The sequence below is a fragment of the Pseudomonas sp. WS 5532 genome (assembly GCF_012985445.1).
Classification (GTDB): Bacteria; Pseudomonadota; Gammaproteobacteria; order Pseudomonadales; family Pseudomonadaceae; genus Aquipseudomonas; species Aquipseudomonas edaphica.
This window is the reverse complement of sequence record NZ_JAAQWK010000025.1, coordinates 1-21,789: the sequence shown is the minus strand read 5'-3', so window position 1 is coordinate 21,789 and position 21,789 is coordinate 1. Positions and strand designations below refer to the sequence as shown.

The window sequence follows — 21,789 nt, the reverse complement described above, 5'->3', positions numbered from 1 at the left end:
ATTCCTCAAGGCCGTTGGCCTTATTGTGCAGCACCTTGTGGCTCAGCGATGGCATCCCAGCCTTCTTTTACGGTAATCAGCAAACGGGCGACTTCGTCGATCATGTCGGCGTCGTTATGCAGGTTGGCTTCCATCAAACGGTTTGTCATGTACACATACAAGCCTTCCAATTGCTGGACGTATTCCTTGTTATCGCTTTTTTCCGCATTCAGGCCATCACGAAGGCCGATCAGGATATCGGTGGCCTTGCCCAGCATCAGGCCTTTCTGAGCGACGTCGCCACGCGCCAGCGCGCCTTTGGCTTGGGCCATACGGTCCAGGCCACCTTCCATCAGCATCTGCACCAGGCGATGCGGGCTGGCCTCAGAGATTTGGGCATGGGAATTGACCTTCTGGTATTGGCGAAGGGCTCTCATGGGATTCATGTTTCTACCTCGTGACAGGCAACAGCGAGAAGGTTTTCAGTAACCAATATGTCGACTGGGTCGCAAAAAACTTTAACCCGCCGGTCTCAGAAAGAACAAAGCCCAGGTCAACGGACCCGGGCTTTTTTTATGCGATCAATCAGCTGCTGCTGCTTTTCGAATTACTGATCGCATTGAGCGTGCCGAGAATGCTGTTGCTCTGCTGGCGCAACTGCGCCACCAGGGTATCCATGGCCGTGTACTTGCGGGTCAAGGCGTCTTGCATCGTCGTCAGACGCTCATCCAGATCGGTCTGCTGCTTGGTCAGATCTTTCAGGCTGTCGGCCAACGACGTCGTGCGTGTCGCCAGAATCCCGGTGGTGGGCTTGGCGTAGGAGTCGGTCGCGGCCGTCAAGCGTGCGAGCAGACCGGTCTTGCCGCTGAAGATACTGTTGATATCGGCGGCATTGGTCAGCACCGCCTTGTCCCACTGCTTGCTGTCGATGCTCAGCGCGCCTGTATCCTGGTCGGTGGTGACACCAAATTGCGCCAGGGACTTGATGGTACCGTTGCCGGAGAGTGAGTTGAACTCGTTACGGATCGCCGCCTGCAAGGTGCGCATGGTCGAGTCGCCGGTCAGGGTCGCGGCAATGGAGTTACCGGCAGCATCTTTGGTGACCTTGGTCTCGGCGTTCATGGCCTTGAGCAGGGCGTTATAAGTGTCGACGAAGCCCTTGACCCCGGACTTGAGCGCGGTGGTGCTGGTGGTGACCGAAATGGTCATGGCCGTACGTGGCGCGTCTTTAGTCTGATCGTTGGCCGTGACCGTAGGCGACAGCGACAGCAATTTAATGCTCACCCCACTCACCGCATCCGTGATGCTGTTGGATTTGGACTCCGCCGCAATACCATCAATGGTGTACTTGGCGTTCTGAGGCGGGCTGACTACCGTGTAGCCGGTATCAATCCCAGAGTTGCCCGACATCGTCAGGTCCGAACCAACCCCGCCATTGGTGGAGGTCAGAATAAGACGCGAACCCGTGGAGTCTGTGAGGATGTTGGCACTCAAGCCGGCGGTGCCGAACGTGGTGTTGATCGAATCACGCACCTGTTGCAGCGTCGCGCCCGCCGGCACACTCAGGTCGAAGTTCTTGCCCGACTGCGAGATGGTCAGCGTTGTCGGCGTGGTGCCGGCGTTCACGACTGTCGACTGGCCACCGACAAACGTTTTGGTCGATAGCTTCGACGGTGTGGCCAGCTGGTTGACGATCAACGAAAAGCTACCGTTCGCAGCCCCCGGGTTAGCCGTCATGGTGGCGACCTTTTCATCCGAAGACGTACCGGTCAAGCCACTGAAGCTGTTATCGGTGCCCATGCTGGTCAGCGCACCACGGAAGGCGTCCAGGGCAGCCTGGATCTTGCCGATCGACGACAGCTGGGTAGTTGCCTTTTGCGATTGGGTGTTGATCTGCGCCTGTTTCGGCGCGCGCTCGGCATCCACCAGGGACTTCACAATCGCCTGGGTATCGAAGCCCGATCCCACGCCCGTAATCGTTGTACCCGCCATCATCTTTCTCCTGTTCCGGTGGCTGCCGTTATCTTGACGAACAACACTTCAAGTCGTAGCAGCAACAAATTTCATGCCAGCTTAAGCCTTGTCGTCAAACAACACGTGGCTGGCGCTGGACAAGCTTTGCGCCAGCTTCAAGGCAGTTTCCGAGGGAATCTGGCGGATCACTTCACCGGTGTCGGTGGCAATGACCTTGACCACAACCCTGTGGGTGGAATCATCAATAGAAAAATCCAGATTACGCTGGGCCGCTTGTACGAATTCTTTAATATCAGTGACCGCTTTTTCCAGATCGCCCTTTTGGGACGCGTCTGCGGTTGGCGCGGCCGGCTCAACCTTGCTCTTGTCTTTGTCAGCAACCACAGGTGCCGCACTGCCTTGAGTGGCCAGCGGCGGATAAGACAAGTTCAACTTTACATTCATGTCCATGCCCAATCTCCTCTGATTGGAAAAGACGAAAGGGCACGTAAACGCGCCCTTCCGTCAGTTACCAAGTGCCGTGATTACTGAAGCAGCTTCAGTACAGCGGATGGCAGCTGGTTAGCCTGCGACAGGATCGCAGTGGAAGCGGACTGCAGGGTTTGCTGCTTGGTCAGTTCAGCGGCTTCGGAAGCGAAGTCGACGTCCTGGATGGTGGAGCGAGCAGCGGTGCTGTTTTTCTGGATGTTGGACAGGTTATCCACAGTGCTGGTCAGACGGTTCTGTACCGCACCCAGGCCCGAACGGGAGCTGGAGATGGTAGCGATAGCCTGGTCGATCACGGACACAGCGTTCTGGGCCTTGGTGGCGTCAGTCACGTCGGTCTGCGATACGAGGGTCTTGGTCGAAGCAGCCGAAGTAGCGGCACCGAAGACATCGGTCACACCAGCACCTTCCAAGGAGTAACCCTTCGAGGAGTTCAAGTTCACAGCGCCGGTAGCGATTAGGCCGTCGGCCAGGGCAATACCAGTGCCGTAAGCGCCGGCACCGTTTTTAGTGGCAACAGTGATCGAACCGGCAGCAGTCGAAGAGCTGAAAGTCAGGTTTTCGCCGGTGTCGGATTTAACCGACAGGGTGCCTTTGGATTGGTCAAAGTTAACGCTGATACCCAGTTTGGCCGAGTTGGACTTCAGCTGTTCTGCCAGGCTGGCGGTGTCAGTCACGCCAACGAACGTAGTGGCTTGGCCGCCAACGGTCATGGTGAACGAAGCCGGAGCGGTAGCAGCAGCGCCGCCGACCACGAACTGTGCTTCGGTGCTGGCGGTAGCGCTCAGACCACCGATAGCACCGTTCAGCTGGGCAGCAATTTGTTGAGCAGAAGCTTTAGCACCGATAGTAACGGAGGCAGTCTGGCCGTTACCGGTTACGGCGATTGGGCCACCTGCAACTCCCGTAGTGCTCGGAGCGATGCCCAGGCTGCTGATCTGCTGCGAACCGATGTTGTTGGCTGCAACGTTGTCCAGGGACAGGTTGATGGTTTCGTTAGCGTTGGCGCCAACCTGGATAGCTTTGGTACCGTACGAACCGTCCAGCAGCTTCTGGCCACCGAAAGTAGTGGTTTGAGCGATACGGGTCAGTTCCGAAGTCAGAGCCTGGTATTCGTCGTTGTTCGACTTACGGTCGTCGGTGCTCAGGGAGCCGGTAGCCGAGGACAGAGCCAGGGTACGCATTTTTTGCAGAATGTCGGTCGAAGCCTGCATTGCGCCTTCAGCGGTCTGCGCGATGGAGATACCATCGTTGGCGTTCTTTACAGCTTGACCCAGGCCGTTGATCTGGCTGGTCATGCGGTTAGCGATACCGAGGCCGGCGGCGTCGTCTTTAGCGCTGTTGATACGCAGGCCGGAAGACAGGCGCTGCATGGAAGTGGCCAGGGCGCCGCCAGCTTTGTTCAGGTTGCCCTGAGTAGTGATCGAAGCAATGTTGGTGTTTACTGTTAAAGCCATGACGAAATCCTCGTTGGATGGATACTGCGGCTTCCGGCCCTGGCAACCGCCGGGTGTGGCCTGAGAACCTACGTAATAGTTATCGTCGTGGGAGCCGGTTGCTTGAGGGTTTTTTTGAAATTTTTTACTAGCCCTATGCCATCCCTTGCATTTCAAGGGTTTACGGTAGCTCAAAACCCCGGATTCATTGGCTTTTCTGGCGCCAAATAAAAAACGCCGATGATCGGTCGATCATCGGCGTTTTTTTATGAAGCGCTCGTAGAGCGCGTTCAGGCTATTAAAGCGTCACGGGCGATAGAGAATCGCCGAGCCCCAGGACAGGCCCACACCAAAGCCACTGATCGCCACGCGCTTCCAGGTCGCGCCCATCACGTGCTTCTCCAGCAGCAGTGGAATGCTTGACGACACGGTGTTACCGGTCTCGACCATGTCCTTGATGAACTTGTCCACCGGCGCATCTTCAAAACGCCGCGCCACGGCATCGACAATCGCCGCACTGCCTTGGTGAATGCAGAACGCATCGATGTCGTCAGCCTTGAGGTCGGACTCATTGAGCAACTCGTGCAAATGCGCCGGCACCTTTAGCAAGGCAAAGTTGAATACCTGGCGGCCATTCATAAAGAACACGCCGTCGCTGACCTTCAGGTGCGGTGCGCCGGAACCATCAGTGCCGAACTTGGACTTGCCCAGCAACCATGGCGCGTCTTCGCCCATCCAGGTGGCGGTGGCGGCGTCGCCGAACAACATGGTGGTGTTGCGATCTTCTGGGTCGACGATTTTCGAATACGGGTCGGCGGTGATCAGCAGTCCGTTTTTCAGGCCAGCGGCTTCCATGAAACCCTTCATCGCGTAAATGCCGTAGACATAGCCGGAGCAGCCCAGGGAAATATCGAAGGCGGCCACATGGGTCGGCAGGCCGAGCTTGTCCTGAACGATGGCGGCGGTGTGGGGCAGACCCTCTTCGTCGCCGTTCTGGGTCACGACGATCAGCGCGTCAATCGACTCACGCTTCAAATCCGGGTTGTTGGCAAACAAAGCGTTGACCGCCTCGACACACAGATCGGAGGTTTCCTGCGCGGCTTCCTTGCGCGGCAAGAACGCCGAACCGATCTTGCCAATGATGAATTCTTCATCCTTGGCGAATTTGGCACCCTGGGCGTAGTTATCGATCCCGTCTGCCGGCACGTAACTGGCGATGCTTTTTATGCCAATCATTGTGGCTTCCCAATACTAAATAGCTGGAGAACACCCCGCGAACGGTGTCGGGGGCGCTGACAATAAAGGGGATAACCCCACAAAAATCTCGCTGAAAGCCTGCGCGCAACGACCTGGCGACGACTTATCCTTTTCACACGATACAGTGAAGATGCGCTTTATGACTCACAGGTCACTCAATTTTGTGTGCTTTGTGCAAAACCTTCAAACAATTAAGCCGCACAAACGACAACGGCCCAGCCTGTTTCCAGGCTGGGCCGCTGCGTATTCGCGATGAATTTACATGCGGCTGAACAGGGTCAACTGGGAAATTTTCACGAAAGCCAGCTGCGACGCCTGCAGCATGGTTTGCTGCAACGTCAGGTTGATCGCCGCCTCACCCATGTCGATGTTGGCCAGATCACTCATGGTGCTGGTATTGGCCAAGCCAATACTGGTGTTTTCACCGGCCTGGATATCCAGGGCATTCTGCCGCGCACCGATGGAGCCGCGCACGTTATCGAGCTGGGTACGTGAATTGGCCAGGTTGCTGATCGATGCATCCAGGACATCCTTGAGCTTGATCGCCGCCGCCGGATTGTTGTCGGCAGGTTGCTCCAGTGCCTGACGCAACTGGCTGAGGGTATCCAGCGCGTTCTGGGTTTTCTTGGTACTGGCACCGACTGAGAACTGATCACCCGCCTGCGGTGGCCCGGCATTCACATCAAACGTCACCCCAGCCGCCGTGACCGTTGTACCGCCGCCGGTATCACCGGTGGCAATGGCCTTGCTGTCGGCCGAGTAAGGCTGGGCGTACACCTCGTAGGCGGTGGCGCTGGTGAACTTGATAACCGCGCCACTGTTGGCCGGGAACGTGCTGGCGTAGTCCGCCTGATTGGACACACGGGCACCGGTCAATTGTGCGGTGGAGGCATTGCTTGGCGTGCGCGAGACACTGAAGGTATCCGGCTTGGCTTCCAGGCTGAACGAACGATCCTTGACCAGTGCATCAGAGTTGGCGCCGGGCGCGACATCGCCCAGGTTCAACGTGATGTCGAACTTCACACCGCGCAACGCAACGCTGGTACTGCCTTCCTTGGTGGCATCGAACGTGCCGTTGCCCGGAATCTCGGACGTCACGTCGTTGCCGTCCTTGTCGGCCACTTTGTATTGCGTGCTGCTGGTAAAGGTCAGCTTGTAAGGCTGGCCATCGGCGAATTTCTTGGTGTAGTCGATGCCCGAAGTGACCAACCCGGCCGACAGCGCGACCTTGTTATCGTTGACCGTAGGCGGCACCGTCTGCGGCACCGGTGGCAGCCACGTGGCCTGGGTACGCCCAGAGTTTGCTGCGCCTTCCAGAATGGTCTTGCCGGTATCACCAGCACTGACATTCAGTGTATTGGAAACCTGCAGGCTCAGCGGCGTTTCATCGCCCTGATAGCTGTAGGTGCCATCGCTGTTACGCGAATACGGCGGGGTCTGGGACTTGGAGCCGGAGAACATATAGTTGCCGGACGAGTCTTTGCTGTTGAGCAGCCCCAGTACCTGATTTTCAATCGCGCCGATCTCGCTGGCGATAGACCGGCGATCAGCGTCGCTGATCGAACCACCGGCACGCAAGGCCAACTGGCTGGCGCGCTGCATGGCATCGTCGATCGAACTCAGTACGCTTTCTTCGTTGGTCAGGGAGTTCTTCAGGCTGGTGACGTTGCCGCTGAACTGGCCCAGCATGTCTTTTTGCTGTTGCAGCAACAACAAACGCGCCGCCGCTACCGGATCATCCGCGGCGGTTTGCACACGCACACCGGAGCTGGCCTGCTCCTGGGCCTTGACCACACTGGAGTAGTTATCTGAATACTTGGTGGAGCTGGTTTCAAAATATTGAGCAGTAGAAATACGCATCGTCCCAGGCTCCCTTAAAGACTATTGATCAATGTGCTGAAGGTTTCTTGCGCAGCCTTGATGATCTGCGACGACGCGGTGTAGTACTGCTGGAACTTGATCATGTTGCCCGCCTCTTCATCCAGGTTCACCTGGGACACTGAGTTGCGTGCGTCCTGGTTGGCCTTGAGCAACGCACCGGTAGCCGTGGTGTCGGTAATCGCCGACGCCGCCTTGGCCCCCACGGTCGATACCAGTCGGCTGTTGGCCGCCACCAGGCTCACACCGCCGCCGCTGCCGTCCGACAGACCGACTGTGGCTTTGGTCTGCAAGTCCAGCAGCGCTTGAGCATTGCGGTTGTCCGACTTGCCCGAAGCGTTGAAAGAGAACGTGGTGCTGTCGCCATCGGCCGGCGAGCCGCCCACGGTCGTATCAAACTTGAAGCTCTTGGCTGGCGATACCAACGCGCCGTTGGCATCACGCATCGGTACGTTGATGGTGATTTTGTTGCTTTGACCCGGAACGATAGTGCCGCTGCCGATCGGATTTCCCTGAGAATCGTTGAGCGTGTAGGCCTGCGTGCCATCAGCAGCCGGCTTGCCGAATACCATTTTCACCGGCATCGAATGTTCAATCCCGGTACGCAGTTGAGCGGTGTCCGCACCACCGTGAATGTCGATAGGCAAGGTCAGAGTCGGTGGCGTAAAGGTGCCGGTACCTTGATTGGTCTTGCTGCCCTCGCCCAGCAACGGCCCGGCGAATGCAATTTTATTGGCATCCGTCAGGTCTGTGCCGATATTGGTAGCGCCGTTGGCGGTCGGGCTGACTTTGAAACTGTCGCCAGCGCCCACCGGCCCTTTGCCGTCCAAGGCCAGGGTGAACCCGTCAATGACCGGCGGCGGCGTGGTAGTGGTGTCGAATGCGCCCATGGCTTTACCGTCGGAACGCATCACGGTGTAGTTACTGCCACTGGTGAAGGTGACTTTATAGTCGTATGTCGACAGCTTGCTGCTGTCTTTGATGCTCACATTCAGGTTGCCGGAACCGACGCTGTTGCCCGCCGCACCTTGGCTGCGTTGCGCAATGGCCGCCGCGCTGTTGATGTCCTTAAACAGCGACGTGCCGAAGTCACCGTTCAAATCCAGGCCCTGGCCCAATTGACTGTTGACGGTATCGGCAGTGGCAATCGCAATACGCCCCAGGTCGTTGATGGCGGGCATCAACGCATCGCTGCGATAACGCAGCAAGCCGCCAATGCTTCCGCCGCTGAGCACATTACCCAGGTCAATCGCCGTACCGCCGCCAGCGTTGAGCTGGATGGTGTACTGGCTCGGGTCGCTGGCGCTCGGCACCGCAGAAATGGTGTTGGACTGATCACCCAGCACCAGCGACTGGCCGGTGCCGGTGCTGACGCTGAACACGCCGTTCTTCTCGCTGGCAGTGACGCCCACCAATTCATTGAGCGAGCGCACGGCTTCATTACGAGCGTCCAGCAGGTTGGCCGGGGCACTGTTGCTTGACCCCTGGACCTGAGTGATCTGCTTGTTGAGCGAAGCAATCGAGGCAGTCAATTGGTTGACCTGATCACTCATAGTGCTCAACTGGCCGTTGATCGACTCTTTTTGCTGGTTCAACTGGTTGGAGATCGAGTTGAAACGGTTGCTCAGCGTCTGGGCGCTGGTCAACAGCACTTGTCGGGCAGACACGTCGCTCGGGTTGGCCGACGAGGTCTGTACTGCGGCGAAAAACGCACTCAGCACCGAGGACATGCCGGTGGTCTTGTCCGACAGGGTCTTATCAATCGCACTCGCCTGGCTTGAGTAGGCCTTAGCATCGTTATTGAGCGACGTGCTGTTTTGATAGGCCTGATCAAGGAACTCGTTGTAGACCCGGCGCACATCCGCCAGGGTCGTGCCGCTACCGATGAATACGCCGCCATACGGGTTGTTGGCGTTAGCATTCTGGGTGGTCTGCTGGCGCGAGTATCCCGGGGTATTGACGTTGGCAATGTTGTTACTCAAGACCGACAACGAGCCTTGAGCGGCATTGAGTCCTGACATCCCGATACTGAGCAAACTCATGGTTCAGACCTTATAAATGTGTGGTTGCGCCAGCGGCAGCGAAATTCTGGTAACTGTTCATCGTTTTGGCGATCTGCGAAATCTTGCTGGCGTAGTCCGGGTCGGTTGCATATCCGGCTTTTTGCAACTCGCGTACAAACTGTTCCGGGTTGTCGGCTGATTTCACAACTTCTTTATAGCGATCATTGCTTTGCAGCAATGTCACGAGGTCGTGGAAGCTGTCCTGGTAGGAGTTGTAGGAGCGAAATTGCGCCGTTTCCTTGACCATCGACCCATCACGAAACTCGCTGGTGATTGCACGCGCCTGGCCGCCCTGCCAGCTCTGCCCGGCCTTGATGCCGAACAGATTGTGGCTGCTGCTGCCGTCCTCGGCGCGCATCACCGATTTACCCCAGCCGGTTTCCAGCGCGGCCTGGGCCACCAGGTACTTGGGATCCACGCCGATGCGCGCGGCGGCCGCCTTGGCCATCGGCAGCATGGTGGCGACAAATTCATCCTGCGAGCTGAAGGCTTTTTTCGCCGGCGCCAGCGGTGGCTGGGCAATCGCTCGGCCATAAACCTGCATGCGCCCGCTCGGCACGGCAAAGTTGCGCGCGGTGCTGTTGACCACGTTATCGGTGGCGGCGCTGTTACGCAGTGGCGCACTCGCGGCCTGCGTGGCGGGCTGAGTGCTCGGCACGATGCCGGCCAGCAGGCGGTCGGTCAGCTTGCTCGGCAACGCCATGCGGCGCTGGTTCATCAGTTCCATGTCGTTGGTGTGCGCACTGGCGCCTTGCGGCTCTGCAACGCGGTAAGCCCACAACGGCCGCTGGCCATTGGAGCGCCCCAACGGGCCATTAGCCAGGGTGCCGGCGGCGATTTCAGTCGGCACATCAACCTTCTTGGCCTTGACCGGCTCGGCCGCCGCCGGGCCTTGCAAGGTCGAGGACTGCGCCTCGACCGGCTTGTTCTTCTGCATCTGGCGCATCAGCACGTCAGCCAAACCGATACCACCGCCTTCGCGGGACATCGAGACCGCCAACTGCTGGTCGTACATTTCCTGATACTGCTTGGCAGCCGGGGTGTTCAGCGGGTTGTCCTTGCCCAGCGCCTCGGTGGCCGAACGCATGGACTTGAGCATCTCGCTCAGGAACAGCGACTCGAACTCCTGCGCCACTTTGCGCATGTTGCCTTCGCTGTTCTTGTCGGCGCCGACCTTGAGCTGGTTCAGCCGGTTGAGGTCGGAGTAAGACCCCGAATCCGCCGTGCTGGTGAACCCGCTTTTGTGCATATCCATGGCCATGGCCTTAGATCACGATCAGGTCGGCTTGCAAGGCGCCGGCCTGTTTCAAAGCTTCGAGAATCGCCATCAAGTCGCCGGGCGCTGCGCCCACCTGGTTCACCGCGCGGACAATCTCATCCAGGGTAGTTCCGGGGCCGAACTTGAACATCGGCTTGGCTTCTTGCTGGGCATTGACCCGCGAGCGCGGTACCACTGCCGTCTGGCCATTGGACAGCGGCCCGGGCTGGCTGACGATCGGGTCTTCGGTGATGGTCACGGTCAGGCTGCCGTGGGTGACCGCCGCCGGCGAGACCTTGACGTTCTGGCCGATCACGATGGTGCCGGTGCGCGAGTTGATGATGACTTTGGCCACTGCCTGGCCCGGGTCGACTTCAAGGTTTTCCAGGATCGACAGGTAGTCGACACGCTGGCTTGGGTCGAGCGGCGCCGTCACACGGATCGAGCCGCCGTCGATGGCTTGTGCTACGCCAGGGCCGAGCATGTCGTTGATCTTGTCGACCACACGCTTGGCGGTGGTGAAGTCCGAACGGTTGAGGTTCAGGGTCAGGCTGTTGCCCTGGTTGAAACCGCTGGGCACGGTGCGTTCAACCGTGGCGCCGCCAGGAATGCGGCCGGCGGATGGCACGTTCACAGTGATTTTCGAGCCGTCACGGCCCTCGGCGTCAAAACCGCCGACCACCAGGTTGCCCTGGGCAATGGCGTAGACGTTGCCGTCGATACCTTTGAGCGGCGTCATCAGCAAGGTGCCGCCGCGCAGGCTTTTCGAGTTACCGATGGAGGACACGGTGATATCCACCACCTGGCCCGGCTTGGAGAACGCCGGCAAGTCGGCACTGATCGACACGGCCGCGACGTTCTTGAGCTGCACGTTGCCCGACCCAGGCGGCACCTTGATGCCGAACTGCGAGAGCATGTTGTTGAAGGTCTGCAGGGTGAACGGCGTCTGGGTGGTCTGGTCACCCGTACCGTTAAGCCCCACCACCAGCCCGTAGCCGATCAATTGGTTGGAGCGCACGCCGGAAATACTGGCGATGTCTTTCAACCGCTCGGCGTGTGCTCCTGCGCTCAAGGCCAGCAATAACGCGGCAGCCATCAGCTGTTTGAGGTTCAAAATGGCCACCTAGAAAGGGAACAGCGGGCTAAGGAAGAAACGGTCGAACCAGCCCGGCTGACTCGCATCAGCAAACGAACCCGTACCCGAGTAGGTAATGCGTGCATCGGCAATGCGCGTGGACGGCACGGTGTTGTCGGTGGAAATATCATCGGCACGCACCATGCCCGCGATACGCACCAGCTCGTCGCCGGTGTTGAGGGTCATCCACTTTTCACCGCGTACGGCGATGATGCCGTTGGGCAATACATCCGCCACCGTTACGGTGATCGAACCGGTCAGGCTGTTGCCCTGCCCCGCCGCGCTCTTGCCATTAGTGGCACGGTCGCCGCTGTAACCGGCGTTGAGGCTCAGGTCGCCATCGCCCAAAGGGTTATTGGTGGTCAGGCCGCCACCAAACAGCGAGGTCAGGCCGATGCCGGTCTTGCTGGTCTTGCCGATCTGCGAGTTGGCATTCTTGCTGGCCTGGGTCTTCTCGTTCAACGTGATAGTGATGATGTCACCCACACGGAAGGCCTTGCGGTCGCTGTACAGGTTCTGTTCGAAACCGGCCTGGTAAATCGAGCCATTGTTGGCCGCCGCCGGCAACGGCGTGCGCGGCAACACCGGCGCGTAGTACGGGTCATTGGGTTTTGGCGTCGGGGCGACACAGCCCGCGAGCACGGCGATCCCACTCAATGCCAGAACAGAAACATAGCGATTCATGACCCTTACCTCACGGTGTTGCAGGCGCCGCAAAAGGCGCCCCATAGACTTGATTACAGATTCTGCGTTACGAACGAAAGCATCTGGTCGGCGGTGGAAATCACCTTGGAGTTCATCTCGTAGGCGCGTTGGGTGGTGATCATGTTGACCATCTCCTCAACCGTGCTGACGTTGGAGGTTTCCAGGGTTTGCTGCAGGGTGGTACCGAAGCCGTTGAGACCTGGGGTGCCGATTTGCGGCGCGCCGCTGGAGGCTGTTTCCAGGAACAGGTTGTTACCCATGGCCTGCAGGCCGGCCGGGTTGATGAAGTCGGCGGTTTGCAGGTTGCCGATCACTTGCGACGCCGGGTTGCCGGCCACGGTGATAGACAGGGTGCCGTCGGTGCCGACGGTAAAGGTCTTGGCATCGGCTGGAACCACCACAGCCGGCTCCAGCGCGAAGCCGTTGGCGGTGACGATCTGGCCATTGGAGTCGAGGTGAAAAGTACCGTCACGGGTGTAGGAAGTAGTGCCATCCGGCTGCAGGATCTGGAAGAAACCCCGGCCGTTGATGGCCATGTCCAGCGGCTGGTTGGTTTGCTGCAGGTTACCGGCGCTGAAGTTCTTCTGGGTGCCGACGATCTGCACACCGGTACCCAGTTGCAGGCCCGACGGCAGTTCGCTGTCCTGGGTCGACTGGGCGCCTGGCTGGCGCTTGATCTGATAAAGCAAGTCCTGGAACTCGGCGCGATCACGTTTGAAACCCGTGGTCGACACGTTCGCCAAGTTGTTGGAAATGGTGGTCAGGTTGGTGTCCTGCGCGGCCAAACCTGTTTTGGCAACCCATAGAGCCGGAAGCATAGTGTTCTCCTTCGTGCGCCTGTTTGTTGGCGCTGTGCTGCAAAATTAGTCTTCAGTAAACCGGCAATCAGCTCATCGACAGAACGCGGGTCATGGCCTGGTCGTCTTCTTTAGCGCTGTTCATCATCTTGATGTGCAACTCGAACTGCTTGGAGAGCGACAGCACGGCGGTCATTTCTTCCACCGCATTGACGTTGCTCGCCTGCAGGAAACCCGAGGTCAGCCGCACGTTCGCGTCGGCCTGGGCCGGTTTGCCATCCTTGGTATGGATGGCGCCATCCAGGCCCTTGGTCATGTTCTTGAGGTCGGGCTGGACCAGCTTGATGCGGTCCACTTCAGCCATCACGCGCGGGCCTTCGCCCATGGCGCGGATGCTGATGGTGCCGTCGGCGCCCACTTCGATTTTCTGCTCGGGCGGCACGGCAATCGGGCCACCGTTGCCCATCACCGGCATGCCGTTGCCGGCACGCAACACGCCCAACGCATCCACATTCATGCTGGCGCTGCGCACGTAGGCTTCGCCGCCATCCGGGGTTTGCACGGCCATCCAGCCGTCACCGCTGACCGCCACATCGAGGTCGCGACCGGTTTCAATCATGGCGCCCTGGGAGAAGTCGGTGCCCGGCCGTTCGGTCATGGCAAATGCCCGCGCCGGAAAGCTGTCACCGAACACCGGCATCGAACGCGCCTGCTCCAGGTCCCGTTGGAAACCGTTGGTGGAAATGTTCGCCAGATTGTTGGCATGGGCCTTTTGCGCCAGTGCATTCTGGCTGGCGCCGGTCATTGCCACATAAAGGTACTTGTCCACGCTCTATCCTCTTTCTGACGGACGCTTGCCGCCCACCGTTGCTCTGATGAGGCTTAAGCAATTTGCGAACCAACTTTTGAAAATAGATTGAAGTCCATGTACGGCGGGGGTTTGCGGGCAGGCTTAGAGATTAGGTGGCAGGGATAGAGTCGAAAAAACGGCGGACTACTGCCGCCTGCGGCAAGCACCGGTCTTAAGGACGACAAAGATCAACTGTGGGAGCTGGCTTGCCTGCGATAGCGGTGTATCAGCGACACATGAGCCAACTGACCCACCGTCATCGCAGGCAAGCCAGCTCCCACAGGTTTAACCGCGTTCATTCTTCAGAATTTCGTAATCACGCAACTTATTCGCGATCGTGGTGTGCGACACGCCTAGGCGCTTACCCAACTGCCGACTGCTCGGGTGCTCGGCGTACAAAGCCTCCAGCACCGCCTTTTCAAACCGCCCAACGATGTTCTCCAACCCGCCTTCCAGGGAAAAATCCCCAAGGGGCTGGCGCACCCCATAATCCGGCAGGCGAATATGCTCAGCCTTGACCATGCCGCCGTCGCACAACGACACCGCCTGAAACAACACGTTTTCCAACTGCCGCACATTGCCCGGCCAATGGTAGTGACTGAGCCGGTCCATCGCCGCCGGCGCCAGCTTGGGCAGCGGGCAACCAATCTGTCGGCTGGCCTGGTCAAGAAAGTGCTCAACCAGCGGCGCCAGGCCATCCAGGCATTCACGCAGCGGCGGGATATGCAGCGACAGCACGTTGAGCCGGTGATACAGGTCCTGACGGAATTCGCCACGGGCGCAGAGTTCCGACAGGTCCACCTGGGTGGCACAGATCACCCGCACATCGAGGTACACCTCTTCATCACTGCCCACCCGGCGAAAGCAGCCGTCCTGCAAAAAGCGCAGCAATTTCACCTGCAAGCGTGCGCTCATTTCCCCCACGCCATCGAGAAACAACGTACCGCCCGCCGTCAGCTCCAGCAGGCCCAACTTGCCCTCGGCCCGCGCCCCTTCAAATGCGCCGGGGCCGTAGCCGAACAGCTCGGTCTCGGCCATCGACTCCGGCAGGCCCGCGCAATTGAGCGCCATCAAGGGCGATTGCCCGCGCGGACTGGCCAAGTGGCAAGCGCGTGCCAGCAACTCTTTGCCGGTGCCGGTTTCGCCTTCTATTAATAGCGGCGCATCCAGCGGCGCCATGCGCCGGGCTTCGCGCACCACCGCGGCCATGACCCTGGAGCTTTGGAAAATACTGTCGAAGCCGCGCAGCTCTTGCTTGCGCACATTGTAGATACGCTCGCCCACACGGTCGGCACGGTGCAGGGTCAGCACGGCACCGGCCATGGCCTCGCTGTCGTCGTGTTCGGAAGACTGCAGCGGCGCGATGTCCGCCAAAAACACGTCACCCTTGACCTTGACCCGCAAGCCGTTGATGCGCGATTTGCTCGCACGCACCAACTCCGGCAGGTCGAAATCCTCGGCATAACGCGACAGCGGAATGCCCGGCACCTCGTCCACCCGCACCCCGAGCAACTGCGCCGCCGCGCGGTTGGCGGCGACGATGGAGCCGCCCATATCAATCGACAACACCGGAAACTCCAGAGCGCCGAGCAGCGCATTGAGCTCCATATGCCGACGTTCGCTGGGCATCAGCCCTACCCTTTTAACGCCAAATACCCCGGCAATTGCTTCGAATTGCGGGCGCAGCGCCTGGAACTGCATGTTCACAAGGTTGGGGCAAAACAGGTAAATGGCGTTGCCATGTTCACCGCCTACCTCGCCTTTGGCGACGTTGACGCCGTATTCCACCAGCAGGTTGAGAATGTCCCGCAGGATGCCGATACGGTTCTGGCAGTGCACTTTAATACGCATGAAAAAGCCCAAATGGTGGGAAAGCGCCGGGTCTTTTTGCCGCTGGGCGCAGATAGTCGTCAAGATTATGTGACAGCTTGTGACCTTTTCCCAGCCCAAGACAACGAGAGGCCGGCATACCGTAACGAAAACTTTACGAATAACGGTAACTTTTCCTACGCGCAAGCACCGAAGCCCGATGGAATCCGTCGCCTTCCGCGTTATCAATAGGCTCATCGCAGGACATAACAAGAACGAATGCCTAGCAGGAGAGCCGTATGAAGCAGACGCACTACGTGGCCCGCGAGCCCGATGCGCAAGGTTTTATCCACTACCCGCCGGAAGAACACGCGGTGTGGAACACCCTGATCACGCGCCAATTGAAAGTGATCGAGGGGCGCGCCTGCCAGGAATACCTGGACGGCATCGACAAGCTCGGCCTGCCCCTGGACCGCATCCCGCAACTGGGTGAGATCAACAAGGTGTTGGCCGAAACCACCGGCTGGCAAGTTGCCCGCGTCCCCGCACTGATCCCCTTCCAGACCTTCTTTGAATTGCTCGCCAGCAAGCAATTTCCGGTGGCGACCTTTATTCGCACCCGCGAAGAACTGGACTACCTGCAAGAGCCGGATATTTTCCACGAGATCTTTGGCCACTGCCCGCTGCTGACCAACCCATGGTTTGCCGAGTTCACCCACACTTACGGCAAGCTCGGCCTCGCGGCCACCAAAGAGCAACGCGTGTACCTGGCGCGCCTGTACTGGATGACCATCGAATTCGGTTTGGTGGACACGCCGCAAGGTCGACGCATCTACGGTGGCGGCATCTTGTCGTCGCCTAAAGAAAGCGTGTATTGCCTGTCGGATGAACCCGAACACCAGGCCTTCGACCCGCTGGAAGCAATGCGTACGCCGTATCGCATCGACATCCTGCAACCGCTGTACTTCGTACTGCCCGAGCTTAAGCGCCTGTTTGAAGTGGCGCAGGAAGACATCATGGGCATGGTCGAGCGCGGTATGCAGTTGGGTCTGCATGCGCCGCTCTTCACCCCAAAGGCAGTGCCGCCCAAACCCGAAGCTGCTTGAACCTTACATTTTGAGGCCAGGTGAATCTGTTCCCTGGCCTCGCGTTGCTTTAGGGTAACGCCCACTGATCTCAATCTTTCGAATTCAGGACACCCCCATGACCACCTTGAACCAAGCCCACTGCGAAGCCTGCCGCGCCGATGCCCCACAAGTCAGCGACGAAGAGCTGCCGGTACTGATAAAGCAGATTCCCGACTGGAACATCGAAGTACGCGACGGCGTGATGCAGCTGGAAAAGGTTTTCCTGTTCAAGAACTTCAAGTTCGCCCTGGCCTTTACCAACGCCATGGGTGAAATCTCCGAAGCCGAAGGCCATCACCCGGGCCTGCTCACCGAGTGGGGCAAAGTCACCGTGACCTGGTGGAGCCACTCGATCAAAGGCCTGCACCGCAACGACTTCATCATGGCCGCGCGCACCGACGAAGTGGCCAAGGACGCCGAGGGCCGCAAGTAATGCATTTTGATGCCATTGGCCGCGTGCCCGGGGACCCGATCCTCGGGCTGATGGACCTGTATGCTCAGGACGCCAACCCGAACAAGTTCGACCTGGGCGTGGGTGTGTATAAGGACGACCAGGGCCTGACGCCGATTCCGCACTCGGTAAAACTGGCCGAACAGCGCCTGGTGGACACGCAAACCACCAAGACCTATATCGGCGGCCATGGCAATGCGGCCTTCGGTTCGCTGATCAGTGAGCTGGTGCTGGGCGCCGATTCAGCGCTGATTCGCGAACGTCGCGCCGGTGCTACGCAAACCCCTGGCGGCACCGGCGCACTACGCCTGAGTGCCGACTTTATCGCGCAAAACCTGCCCGACCGCGGCGTGTGGCTGAGCAACCCGACCTGGCCGATCCACGAAACCATCTTCGCCAAGGCCGGGCTCAAGGTCAGCCATTACCCGTATGTGGGCGCGGATAACCGCCTGGACGTGGCCGCGATGCTCGCAACACTGGCCACCGTGCCCACAGGCGACGTGGTGTTGTTGCATGCCTGCTGCCATAACCCGACCGGTTTTGACTTGTCCCAGGACGACTGGCGCCAGGTGTTGCACATCGTGCGCGAACGGCAATTGCTGCCATTGATCGACTTCGCCTACCAGGGCTTTGGCGACGGCCTGGAGCAGGACGCCTGGGCGGTACGGTTGTTTGCCGCCGAGCTGCCGGAAGTGCTGGTCACCAGTTCCTGCTCGAAGAACTTCGGCCTGTACAGCGACCGTGTCGGCGCGCTGATCGTGTGCGCGGCAGACGCCGAGAAGCTCACGGACGTGCGCAGCCAACTGGCGAATATCGCGCGCAACCTGTGGTCGACGCCGCCGGATCATGGCGCCGCAGTGGTAGCGACCATCCTGGGCGACGCCGAGCTGAAAAAGCGCTGGAGCGATGAAGTCGAGGCCATGCGTTCACGCATTGCCCAGCTGCGCTCCGGGCTGGTGGAGGCGCTGGCGCCCCACGGGCTGGCCGAGAAGTTTGCGCATATTGGTGCGCAGCGCGGGATGTTTTCCTATACCGGTTTGAGTGCTGAGCAGGTCAAGCAACTGCGCGAGAAGCACAGCGTGTATATGGTCAGTTCGGGGCGGGCGAATGTGGCGGGTATTGACGCGACACGCCTGGCATTACTGGCCGAGGCCATCGCCGACGTCTCGAAGTAACTGAAGAAATCCAATCAAATTGTGGGAGCTGGCTTGCCTGCGATTACGGTGTGTCAGTCACTGAATAAGTTGACTGAACAACCGCCATCGCAGGCAAGCCAGCTCCCACATTTTTGACCGTGCGAACCTTCTAGCCCGCAACCATCTCAGCTTTGAGCAGCGCCTCTTTAGCCTGCGCATCCGCCAACCGATACAACTCGATACTGCCATCCCAGTGCTCGATCAACGCGGTGCACGACTCCACCCAATCCCCGCAATTAAGGTAGTCCACCTCGCCCACCTTGCGAATCTCGGCATGGTGAATATGCCCGCACACCACACCATGCAACTCGCGCTTGGTCACTTCGTGGGCGATCGCCTCTTCGAAATCACTGATAAAACTCACCGCCGTCTTGACCTTGTGTTTCAGGTACGCCGACAGCGACCAGTAGCCATAGCCATACCGCGCACGCCAGTGATTGAGCCAGCGGTTGAGCGTGAGGGTGAACTCATAGGCCGAATCGCCCAGGAACGCCAGCCAACGGTGGTATCGGGTGATCACATCAAATTGATCACCATGAATCACCAGGAGATGGCGGCCATCGGCAGTGACGTGCACGGCCTCGTCCACCAGCTGGATATTGCCCAGGATCAGCTTGGAGTAGCGGCGCAGGAATTCGTCGTGGTTGCCGGTGACGTAGATCACCTCGGTGCCGCGCTTGGCCATGGTCAGCAGGCGGCGGATCACATTAGTATGAGCCTGAGGCCAGTACATGCCGCCGCGCATTTTCCAGCCGTCGATGATATCGCCGACCAGGTAGACCTTGTCGGCGTGGTAGCCCTTGAGGAACTGTGACAGGTGCTCGGCCTGGCAATCCCGGGTGCCCAAGTGCACGTCGGAGATCCACAGGGTACGAACCCGTTGTTTGCGGCTGGGTTTGGCGAACTCGGCACTGGTCATGGGCATCCCTCGACGGTGTTTTCGCGAGCTTGCGCCCAGGCGGTTAATAGCCCATGACAACTGTGCGTCAGTCTGATGACAGCGATCAAAGCCCTTGAAGCGTTGTAGACTGCAGGCCTGCTGCCCAGGAGACCGCGATGAGACCGACCCTCACGCTGCGCCACTACATTGAAGAGCCGCTCGCCCACAGCCATGACCACGCCCAACTGGTGTTCGGGTTGTCGGGGCATCTGGACCTGGAAGTCGATGGCCTGGGCAGCCAGGTGCACGCCAGCAGCGTGATGGTGCTGCCCTTCTCGGCCCACCATGCCTGCGGCAGTCGCGACGGCAGCCGCTGCCTGGTGCTGGATGTGCCCGACGAACATTGGGTGGCGCAGTCCTTGGGCGAGCACGCCGACACCAGTCGCCGCCTGCTCGATCAACCGGCGCGACTGACACTGGACGCCCGGCAAAGCCAGTTGGTGCAATGGCTGGCACACAGCCCGGTGGATGACCCGCTGATCGCCCAGCAAGGCGCGGTGTTGCTGCTGGCCAGTCTCAATCATCCGCTGGCCCAACCGCTACCGGGCAAGCGTTTGCCGTATGCCGCGTTCAATGCGCACATCGAACGCCATGCTGCGCACCCGTTGCAGGTGGCCGATCTGGCGCGTATTGCCGATCTCTCGGTAGCGCGCCTGCATGCGCGCTTTATGGCCGAGTGCGGGCAAACCCCCATGGACTACCTGCGCGGCCGTCGTCTGCACATGGCGCTGAAGCTCCTGCGCGAGACGCCACTGCCCGTTGGCGAAATTGCCGAGCGCGTCGGCTACGCCTCGCAAAGTGCCTTCTCTGCCGCCATGTTGCGTGAGTTTGGCGCCTCACCGGGCACCTTACGCCGCTCATCGTAATCATCAACGCTGACCGCCCAGGCGGCTGATCCCAACCGCGAACACCGTCACTGTGGCGAGCGGGCTTGCCCCGCGTTGGACTGCGCAGCAGTCCCATTTTTGGGGTCGCTTCGCAACCCAACGCAGGGCAAGCCTGCTCGCCACAGGTTATTCGTTGCCTAATGGGATGATTATGATGAGAGGCTGGCGCTAAGATTCGCGAGGTCCGCGACAGACACCGGCGCCCTCGAACCTCTAGACTGCGATTCTGTCACCCCCGTTGTTTCAAGGATCGCAATGACTCCCCGCTCAGCCCTTGGCGCCCTGCATATCGGCGCACTGATGTTTGGCCTCACTGGTGTTTTCGGCAAGCTGGCAGCCGCCTCGCCGGCCATCATCGTGTTTGGTCGCGCCGCCTTTGCCGTAATCGCCCTGGCGATCTTTGCGCGATTTGCCAGCAACACCACCTGGAAAACCCTGGAGATGCGCGACTGGCGTCGCCTCGTGGTCAGTGGCGTGCTGCTGGCGGCGCATTGGGTGACCTTCTTCATTGCCGTCAAAGTCGCCGGGGTGGCCGTCGCCACCCTTGGCTTCACCGCGTTCCCGGCCTTTACCGTGATGCTTGAAGGGCTGATCTTCCGTGAGCGCATTCGCGCCAACGAAGTGTTGCTGGTTGCGCTGGTCACGGTGGGCCTGGTGTTGGTCACGCCAGACTTCGACCTCGCCAGCCAAGCCACGGGCGGCCTGCTGTGGGGGATTCTCTCGGGCCTGTTGTTCTCGCTGCTGTCGCTGAACAACCGCGCCAGCTCCGGGCGCATTCCGGCGGTGCAGGCTGCGCTGTGCCAGAACGTGGTGGTCGCGGCGTGCCTGCTGCCAGTCGCAGCACCGGGCCTGGCGGATGTACGTGCGATTGACTGGCTGTGGATCGGTCTGCTCGGGGTGTTCTGCACCGGCCTGGCCCATAGCTTGTTTGTCGCCAGCCTCGCGGTGATCAAGGCGCGCACCGCGTCCGTGGTGTTCGCCATGGAGCCGGTCTATGGCATCACCGCGGCCTGGCTGCTGTTTGCCGAAACCCCGACCTTGCGCATGCTGCTGGGCGGCGCGCTGATCATTGTCGCCATCGTGCTCTCAGGCTTGATGGGCAGTGCCAGCCAGGCCAAACAGCCGGCAGCCACCGCGTAGCCTTCAGGCTTGGCGGTCGTTGTGCCCCAGGTCGCGCTGCGGGTCGATCTGGTCGCGCACGCGCTGCTTGAGTACCTTGGCCTCTGGAAAGCCGCCGTCGGCCTTGCGCTCCCAAATTTGCACACCGTCGCAGGTGATGCGAAACGCCCCGCCGGTGGCTGGCTCAAGCGCCACACGGCCCAAGTCATCGGCAAATGTACTCAACAATTCCTGGGCCAGCCACGCCGCGCGCAACAGCCATTGGCATTGGGTGCAATAGGTGATGACGATCTCGGGTTTGCTGGCAGACATAATTAGGGAAACTCTGAAAAAGACTTTCTGATTTGGCAAAATACCGCGACCCCACCCACCGAGTTTCCCGATGAAGCAGATGACCTTCGCCGACGCCGAGTACGCTGGCAAGCGCAAGCAAACCCGCAAG

General features: G+C 59.7%; 20 protein-coding genes. 5 read left to right on the top strand and 15 right to left on the bottom strand.

Features of this window, described 5'->3' with window-relative positions:
• Positions 1 to 20: 20 nt before the first annotated feature.
• The 13 genes from fliS to HBO23_RS29005 all read right to left on the bottom strand — a co-directional run bounded on the left by fliS (position 21) and on the right by HBO23_RS29005 (position 15,669).
• On the bottom strand, positions 21 to 425 hold the full coding sequence (gene fliS, locus HBO23_RS29065) for a flagellar export chaperone FliS (RefSeq protein ID WP_138452693.1): 405 nt from the start codon (positions 423 to 425) through the stop codon (positions 21 to 23).
• A gap of 139 nt (positions 426 to 564) precedes the next feature.
• Positions 565 to 1,971, bottom strand: coding sequence for a flagellar filament capping protein FliD (gene fliD, locus HBO23_RS29060; protein ID WP_170040632.1), 1,407 nt, complete (start codon positions 1,969 to 1,971; stop codon positions 565 to 567).
• A gap of 81 nt (positions 1,972 to 2,052) precedes the next feature.
• Entirely contained in the window at positions 2,053 to 2,403 is a 351-nt protein-coding gene (locus tag HBO23_RS29055; protein ID WP_170040631.1) for a flagellar protein FlaG, read from the bottom strand.
• A 74-nt stretch (positions 2,404 to 2,477) separates the two neighbouring features.
• Positions 2,478 to 3,896: a flagellin gene (locus HBO23_RS29050; RefSeq protein WP_170040630.1), complete on the bottom strand. Its 1,419-nt coding sequence runs from the start codon at positions 3,894 to 3,896 to the stop codon at positions 2,478 to 2,480.
• Between the two features lie 285 nt (positions 3,897 to 4,181).
• On the bottom strand, positions 4,182 to 5,111 hold the full coding sequence (locus tag HBO23_RS29045; protein WP_170040629.1) for a ketoacyl-ACP synthase III: 930 nt from the start codon (positions 5,109 to 5,111) through the stop codon (positions 4,182 to 4,184).
• Positions 5,112 to 5,390: 279 nt separating this feature from the next.
• Positions 5,391 to 6,992, bottom strand: a complete 1,602-nt coding sequence (locus HBO23_RS29040; RefSeq protein WP_170040628.1) for a flagellar hook-associated protein 3 — start codon at positions 6,990 to 6,992, stop codon at positions 5,391 to 5,393.
• Positions 6,993 to 7,006: 14 nt separating this feature from the next.
• On the bottom strand, positions 7,007 to 9,052 hold the full coding sequence (flgK, locus tag HBO23_RS29035; RefSeq protein WP_170040627.1) for a flagellar hook-associated protein FlgK: 2,046 nt from the start codon (positions 9,050 to 9,052) through the stop codon (positions 7,007 to 7,009).
• A gap of 10 nt (positions 9,053 to 9,062) precedes the next feature.
• Positions 9,063 to 10,334 (bottom strand): flagellar assembly peptidoglycan hydrolase FlgJ, encoded by a 1,272-nt coding sequence (flgJ, locus tag HBO23_RS29030; RefSeq protein ID WP_170040626.1) that lies wholly within the window; start codon positions 10,332 to 10,334, stop codon positions 9,063 to 9,065.
• Between the two features lie 4 nt (positions 10,335 to 10,338).
• A complete protein-coding gene (locus HBO23_RS29025; RefSeq protein WP_225933067.1) occupies positions 10,339 to 11,427 on the bottom strand; it encodes a flagellar basal body P-ring protein FlgI in 1,089 nt (362 codons plus the stop codon).
• Positions 11,428 to 11,454: 27 nt separating this feature from the next.
• Positions 11,455 to 12,150, bottom strand: a complete 696-nt coding sequence (gene flgH / locus HBO23_RS29020; RefSeq protein ID WP_017134923.1) for a flagellar basal body L-ring protein FlgH — start codon at positions 12,148 to 12,150, stop codon at positions 11,455 to 11,457.
• A 53-nt stretch (positions 12,151 to 12,203) separates the two neighbouring features.
• Positions 12,204 to 12,989 carry a flagellar basal-body rod protein FlgG gene (gene flgG, locus HBO23_RS29015; RefSeq protein ID WP_170040625.1) on the bottom strand — a complete coding sequence of 262 codons (786 nt, stop codon included), beginning with the start codon at positions 12,987 to 12,989 and terminating at the stop codon, positions 12,204 to 12,206.
• Positions 12,990 to 13,056: 67 nt separating this feature from the next.
• Entirely contained in the window at positions 13,057 to 13,797 is a 741-nt protein-coding gene (locus HBO23_RS29010) for a flagellar basal body rod protein FlgF (RefSeq protein WP_017134921.1), read from the bottom strand.
• 306 nt (positions 13,798 to 14,103) lie between these two features.
• Positions 14,104 to 15,669, bottom strand: a complete 1,566-nt coding sequence (locus tag HBO23_RS29005; RefSeq protein ID WP_017134920.1) for a sigma-54-dependent phenylalanine hydroxylase transcriptional regulator PhhR — start codon at positions 15,667 to 15,669, stop codon at positions 14,104 to 14,106.
• Between the two features lie 257 nt (positions 15,670 to 15,926).
• On the opposite strand from HBO23_RS29005, the gene phhA reads away from it, so the two are divergent.
• From phhA to HBO23_RS28990, 3 genes are all read left to right on the top strand, one after another.
• The gene (gene phhA / locus HBO23_RS29000; RefSeq protein WP_017134919.1) at positions 15,927 to 16,733 is read left to right on the top strand and encodes a phenylalanine 4-monooxygenase; all 807 of its coding nucleotides are present in this window, start codon (positions 15,927 to 15,929) and stop codon (positions 16,731 to 16,733) included.
• Positions 16,734 to 16,830: 97 nt separating this feature from the next.
• On the top strand, positions 16,831 to 17,187 hold the full coding sequence (locus HBO23_RS28995; RefSeq protein ID WP_017134918.1) for a 4a-hydroxytetrahydrobiopterin dehydratase: 357 nt from the start codon (positions 16,831 to 16,833) through the stop codon (positions 17,185 to 17,187).
• Positions 17,187 to 18,380: an amino acid aminotransferase gene (locus HBO23_RS28990; protein ID WP_170040624.1), complete on the top strand. Its 1,194-nt coding sequence runs from the start codon at positions 17,187 to 17,189 to the stop codon at positions 18,378 to 18,380. The genes HBO23_RS28995 and HBO23_RS28990 overlap by 1 nt, the downstream gene beginning before the upstream one ends.
• A gap of 130 nt (positions 18,381 to 18,510) precedes the next feature.
• Here HBO23_RS28990 and HBO23_RS28985 read toward each other — a convergent pair whose 3' ends face one another.
• Positions 18,511 to 19,320: a UDP-2,3-diacylglucosamine diphosphatase gene (locus HBO23_RS28985; RefSeq protein WP_017134916.1), complete on the bottom strand. Its 810-nt coding sequence runs from the start codon at positions 19,318 to 19,320 to the stop codon at positions 18,511 to 18,513.
• Between the two features lie 137 nt (positions 19,321 to 19,457).
• Here HBO23_RS28985 and HBO23_RS28980 point away from each other — a divergent pair, with 137 nt between their 5' ends.
• Together HBO23_RS28980 and HBO23_RS28975 are read left to right on the top strand one after the other, a co-directional pair.
• Positions 19,458 to 20,207, top strand: a complete 750-nt coding sequence (locus HBO23_RS28980; RefSeq protein ID WP_169984830.1) for an AraC family transcriptional regulator — start codon at positions 19,458 to 19,460, stop codon at positions 20,205 to 20,207.
• Between the two features lie 276 nt (positions 20,208 to 20,483).
• Positions 20,484 to 21,368 (top strand): DMT family transporter, encoded by an 885-nt coding sequence (locus HBO23_RS28975; RefSeq protein ID WP_170040623.1) that lies wholly within the window; start codon positions 20,484 to 20,486, stop codon positions 21,366 to 21,368.
• Between the two features lie 3 nt (positions 21,369 to 21,371).
• On the opposite strand, the gene HBO23_RS28970 is transcribed toward HBO23_RS28975, so the two are convergent.
• Positions 21,372 to 21,659, bottom strand: coding sequence for a SelT/SelW/SelH family protein (locus tag HBO23_RS28970; RefSeq protein WP_099548866.1), 288 nt, complete (start codon positions 21,657 to 21,659; stop codon positions 21,372 to 21,374).
• Between the last annotated feature and the right edge of the window lie 130 nt (positions 21,660 to 21,789).

Excerpts from the sequence above, each read along its gene's own strand:
- fliS (WP_138452693.1), bottom strand. The coding sequence starts at position 425 with ATGAATCCCATGAGAGCCCTTCGCCAATACCAGAAGGTCAATTCCCAT.
- fliD (WP_170040632.1), bottom strand. The coding sequence starts at position 1,971 with ATGGCGGGTACAACGATTACGGGCGTGGGATCGGGCTTCGATACCCAG.
- HBO23_RS29055 (WP_170040631.1), bottom strand. The coding sequence starts at position 2,403 with ATGGACATGAATGTAAAGTTGAACTTGTCTTATCCGCCGCTGGCCACT.
- HBO23_RS29050 (WP_170040630.1), bottom strand. The coding sequence starts at position 3,896 with ATGGCTTTAACAGTAAACACCAACATTGCTTCGATCACTACTCAGGGC.
- HBO23_RS29045 (WP_170040629.1), bottom strand. The coding sequence starts at position 5,111 with ATGATTGGCATAAAAAGCATCGCCAGTTACGTGCCGGCAGACGGGATC.
- HBO23_RS29040 (WP_170040628.1), bottom strand. The coding sequence starts at position 6,992 with ATGCGTATTTCTACTGCTCAATATTTTGAAACCAGCTCCACCAAGTAT.
- flgK (WP_170040627.1), bottom strand. The coding sequence starts at position 9,052 with ATGAGTTTGCTCAGTATCGGGATGTCAGGACTCAATGCCGCTCAAGGC.
- flgJ (WP_170040626.1), bottom strand. The coding sequence starts at position 10,334 with ATGGCCATGGATATGCACAAAAGCGGGTTCACCAGCACGGCGGATTCG.
- HBO23_RS29025 (WP_225933067.1), bottom strand. The coding sequence starts at position 11,427 with ATGGCTGCCGCGTTATTGCTGGCCTTGAGCGCAGGAGCACACGCCGAG.
- flgH (WP_017134923.1), bottom strand. The coding sequence starts at position 12,150 with ATGAATCGCTATGTTTCTGTTCTGGCATTGAGTGGGATCGCCGTGCTC.
- flgG (WP_170040625.1), bottom strand. The coding sequence starts at position 12,989 with ATGCTTCCGGCTCTATGGGTTGCCAAAACAGGTTTGGCCGCGCAGGAC.
- HBO23_RS29005 (WP_017134920.1), bottom strand. The coding sequence starts at position 15,669 with ATGCGTATTAAAGTGCACTGCCAGAACCGTATCGGCATCCTGCGGGAC.
- phhA (WP_017134919.1), top strand. The coding sequence starts at position 15,927 with ATGAAGCAGACGCACTACGTGGCCCGCGAGCCCGATGCGCAAGGTTTT.
- HBO23_RS28995 (WP_017134918.1), top strand. The coding sequence starts at position 16,831 with ATGACCACCTTGAACCAAGCCCACTGCGAAGCCTGCCGCGCCGATGCC.
- HBO23_RS28990 (WP_170040624.1), top strand. The coding sequence starts at position 17,187 with ATGCATTTTGATGCCATTGGCCGCGTGCCCGGGGACCCGATCCTCGGG.
- HBO23_RS28985 (WP_017134916.1), bottom strand. The coding sequence starts at position 19,320 with ATGACCAGTGCCGAGTTCGCCAAACCCAGCCGCAAACAACGGGTTCGT.
- HBO23_RS28980 (WP_169984830.1), top strand. The coding sequence starts at position 19,458 with ATGAGACCGACCCTCACGCTGCGCCACTACATTGAAGAGCCGCTCGCC.
- HBO23_RS28975 (WP_170040623.1), top strand. The coding sequence starts at position 20,484 with ATGACTCCCCGCTCAGCCCTTGGCGCCCTGCATATCGGCGCACTGATG.
- HBO23_RS28970 (WP_099548866.1), bottom strand. The coding sequence starts at position 21,659 with ATGTCTGCCAGCAAACCCGAGATCGTCATCACCTATTGCACCCAATGC.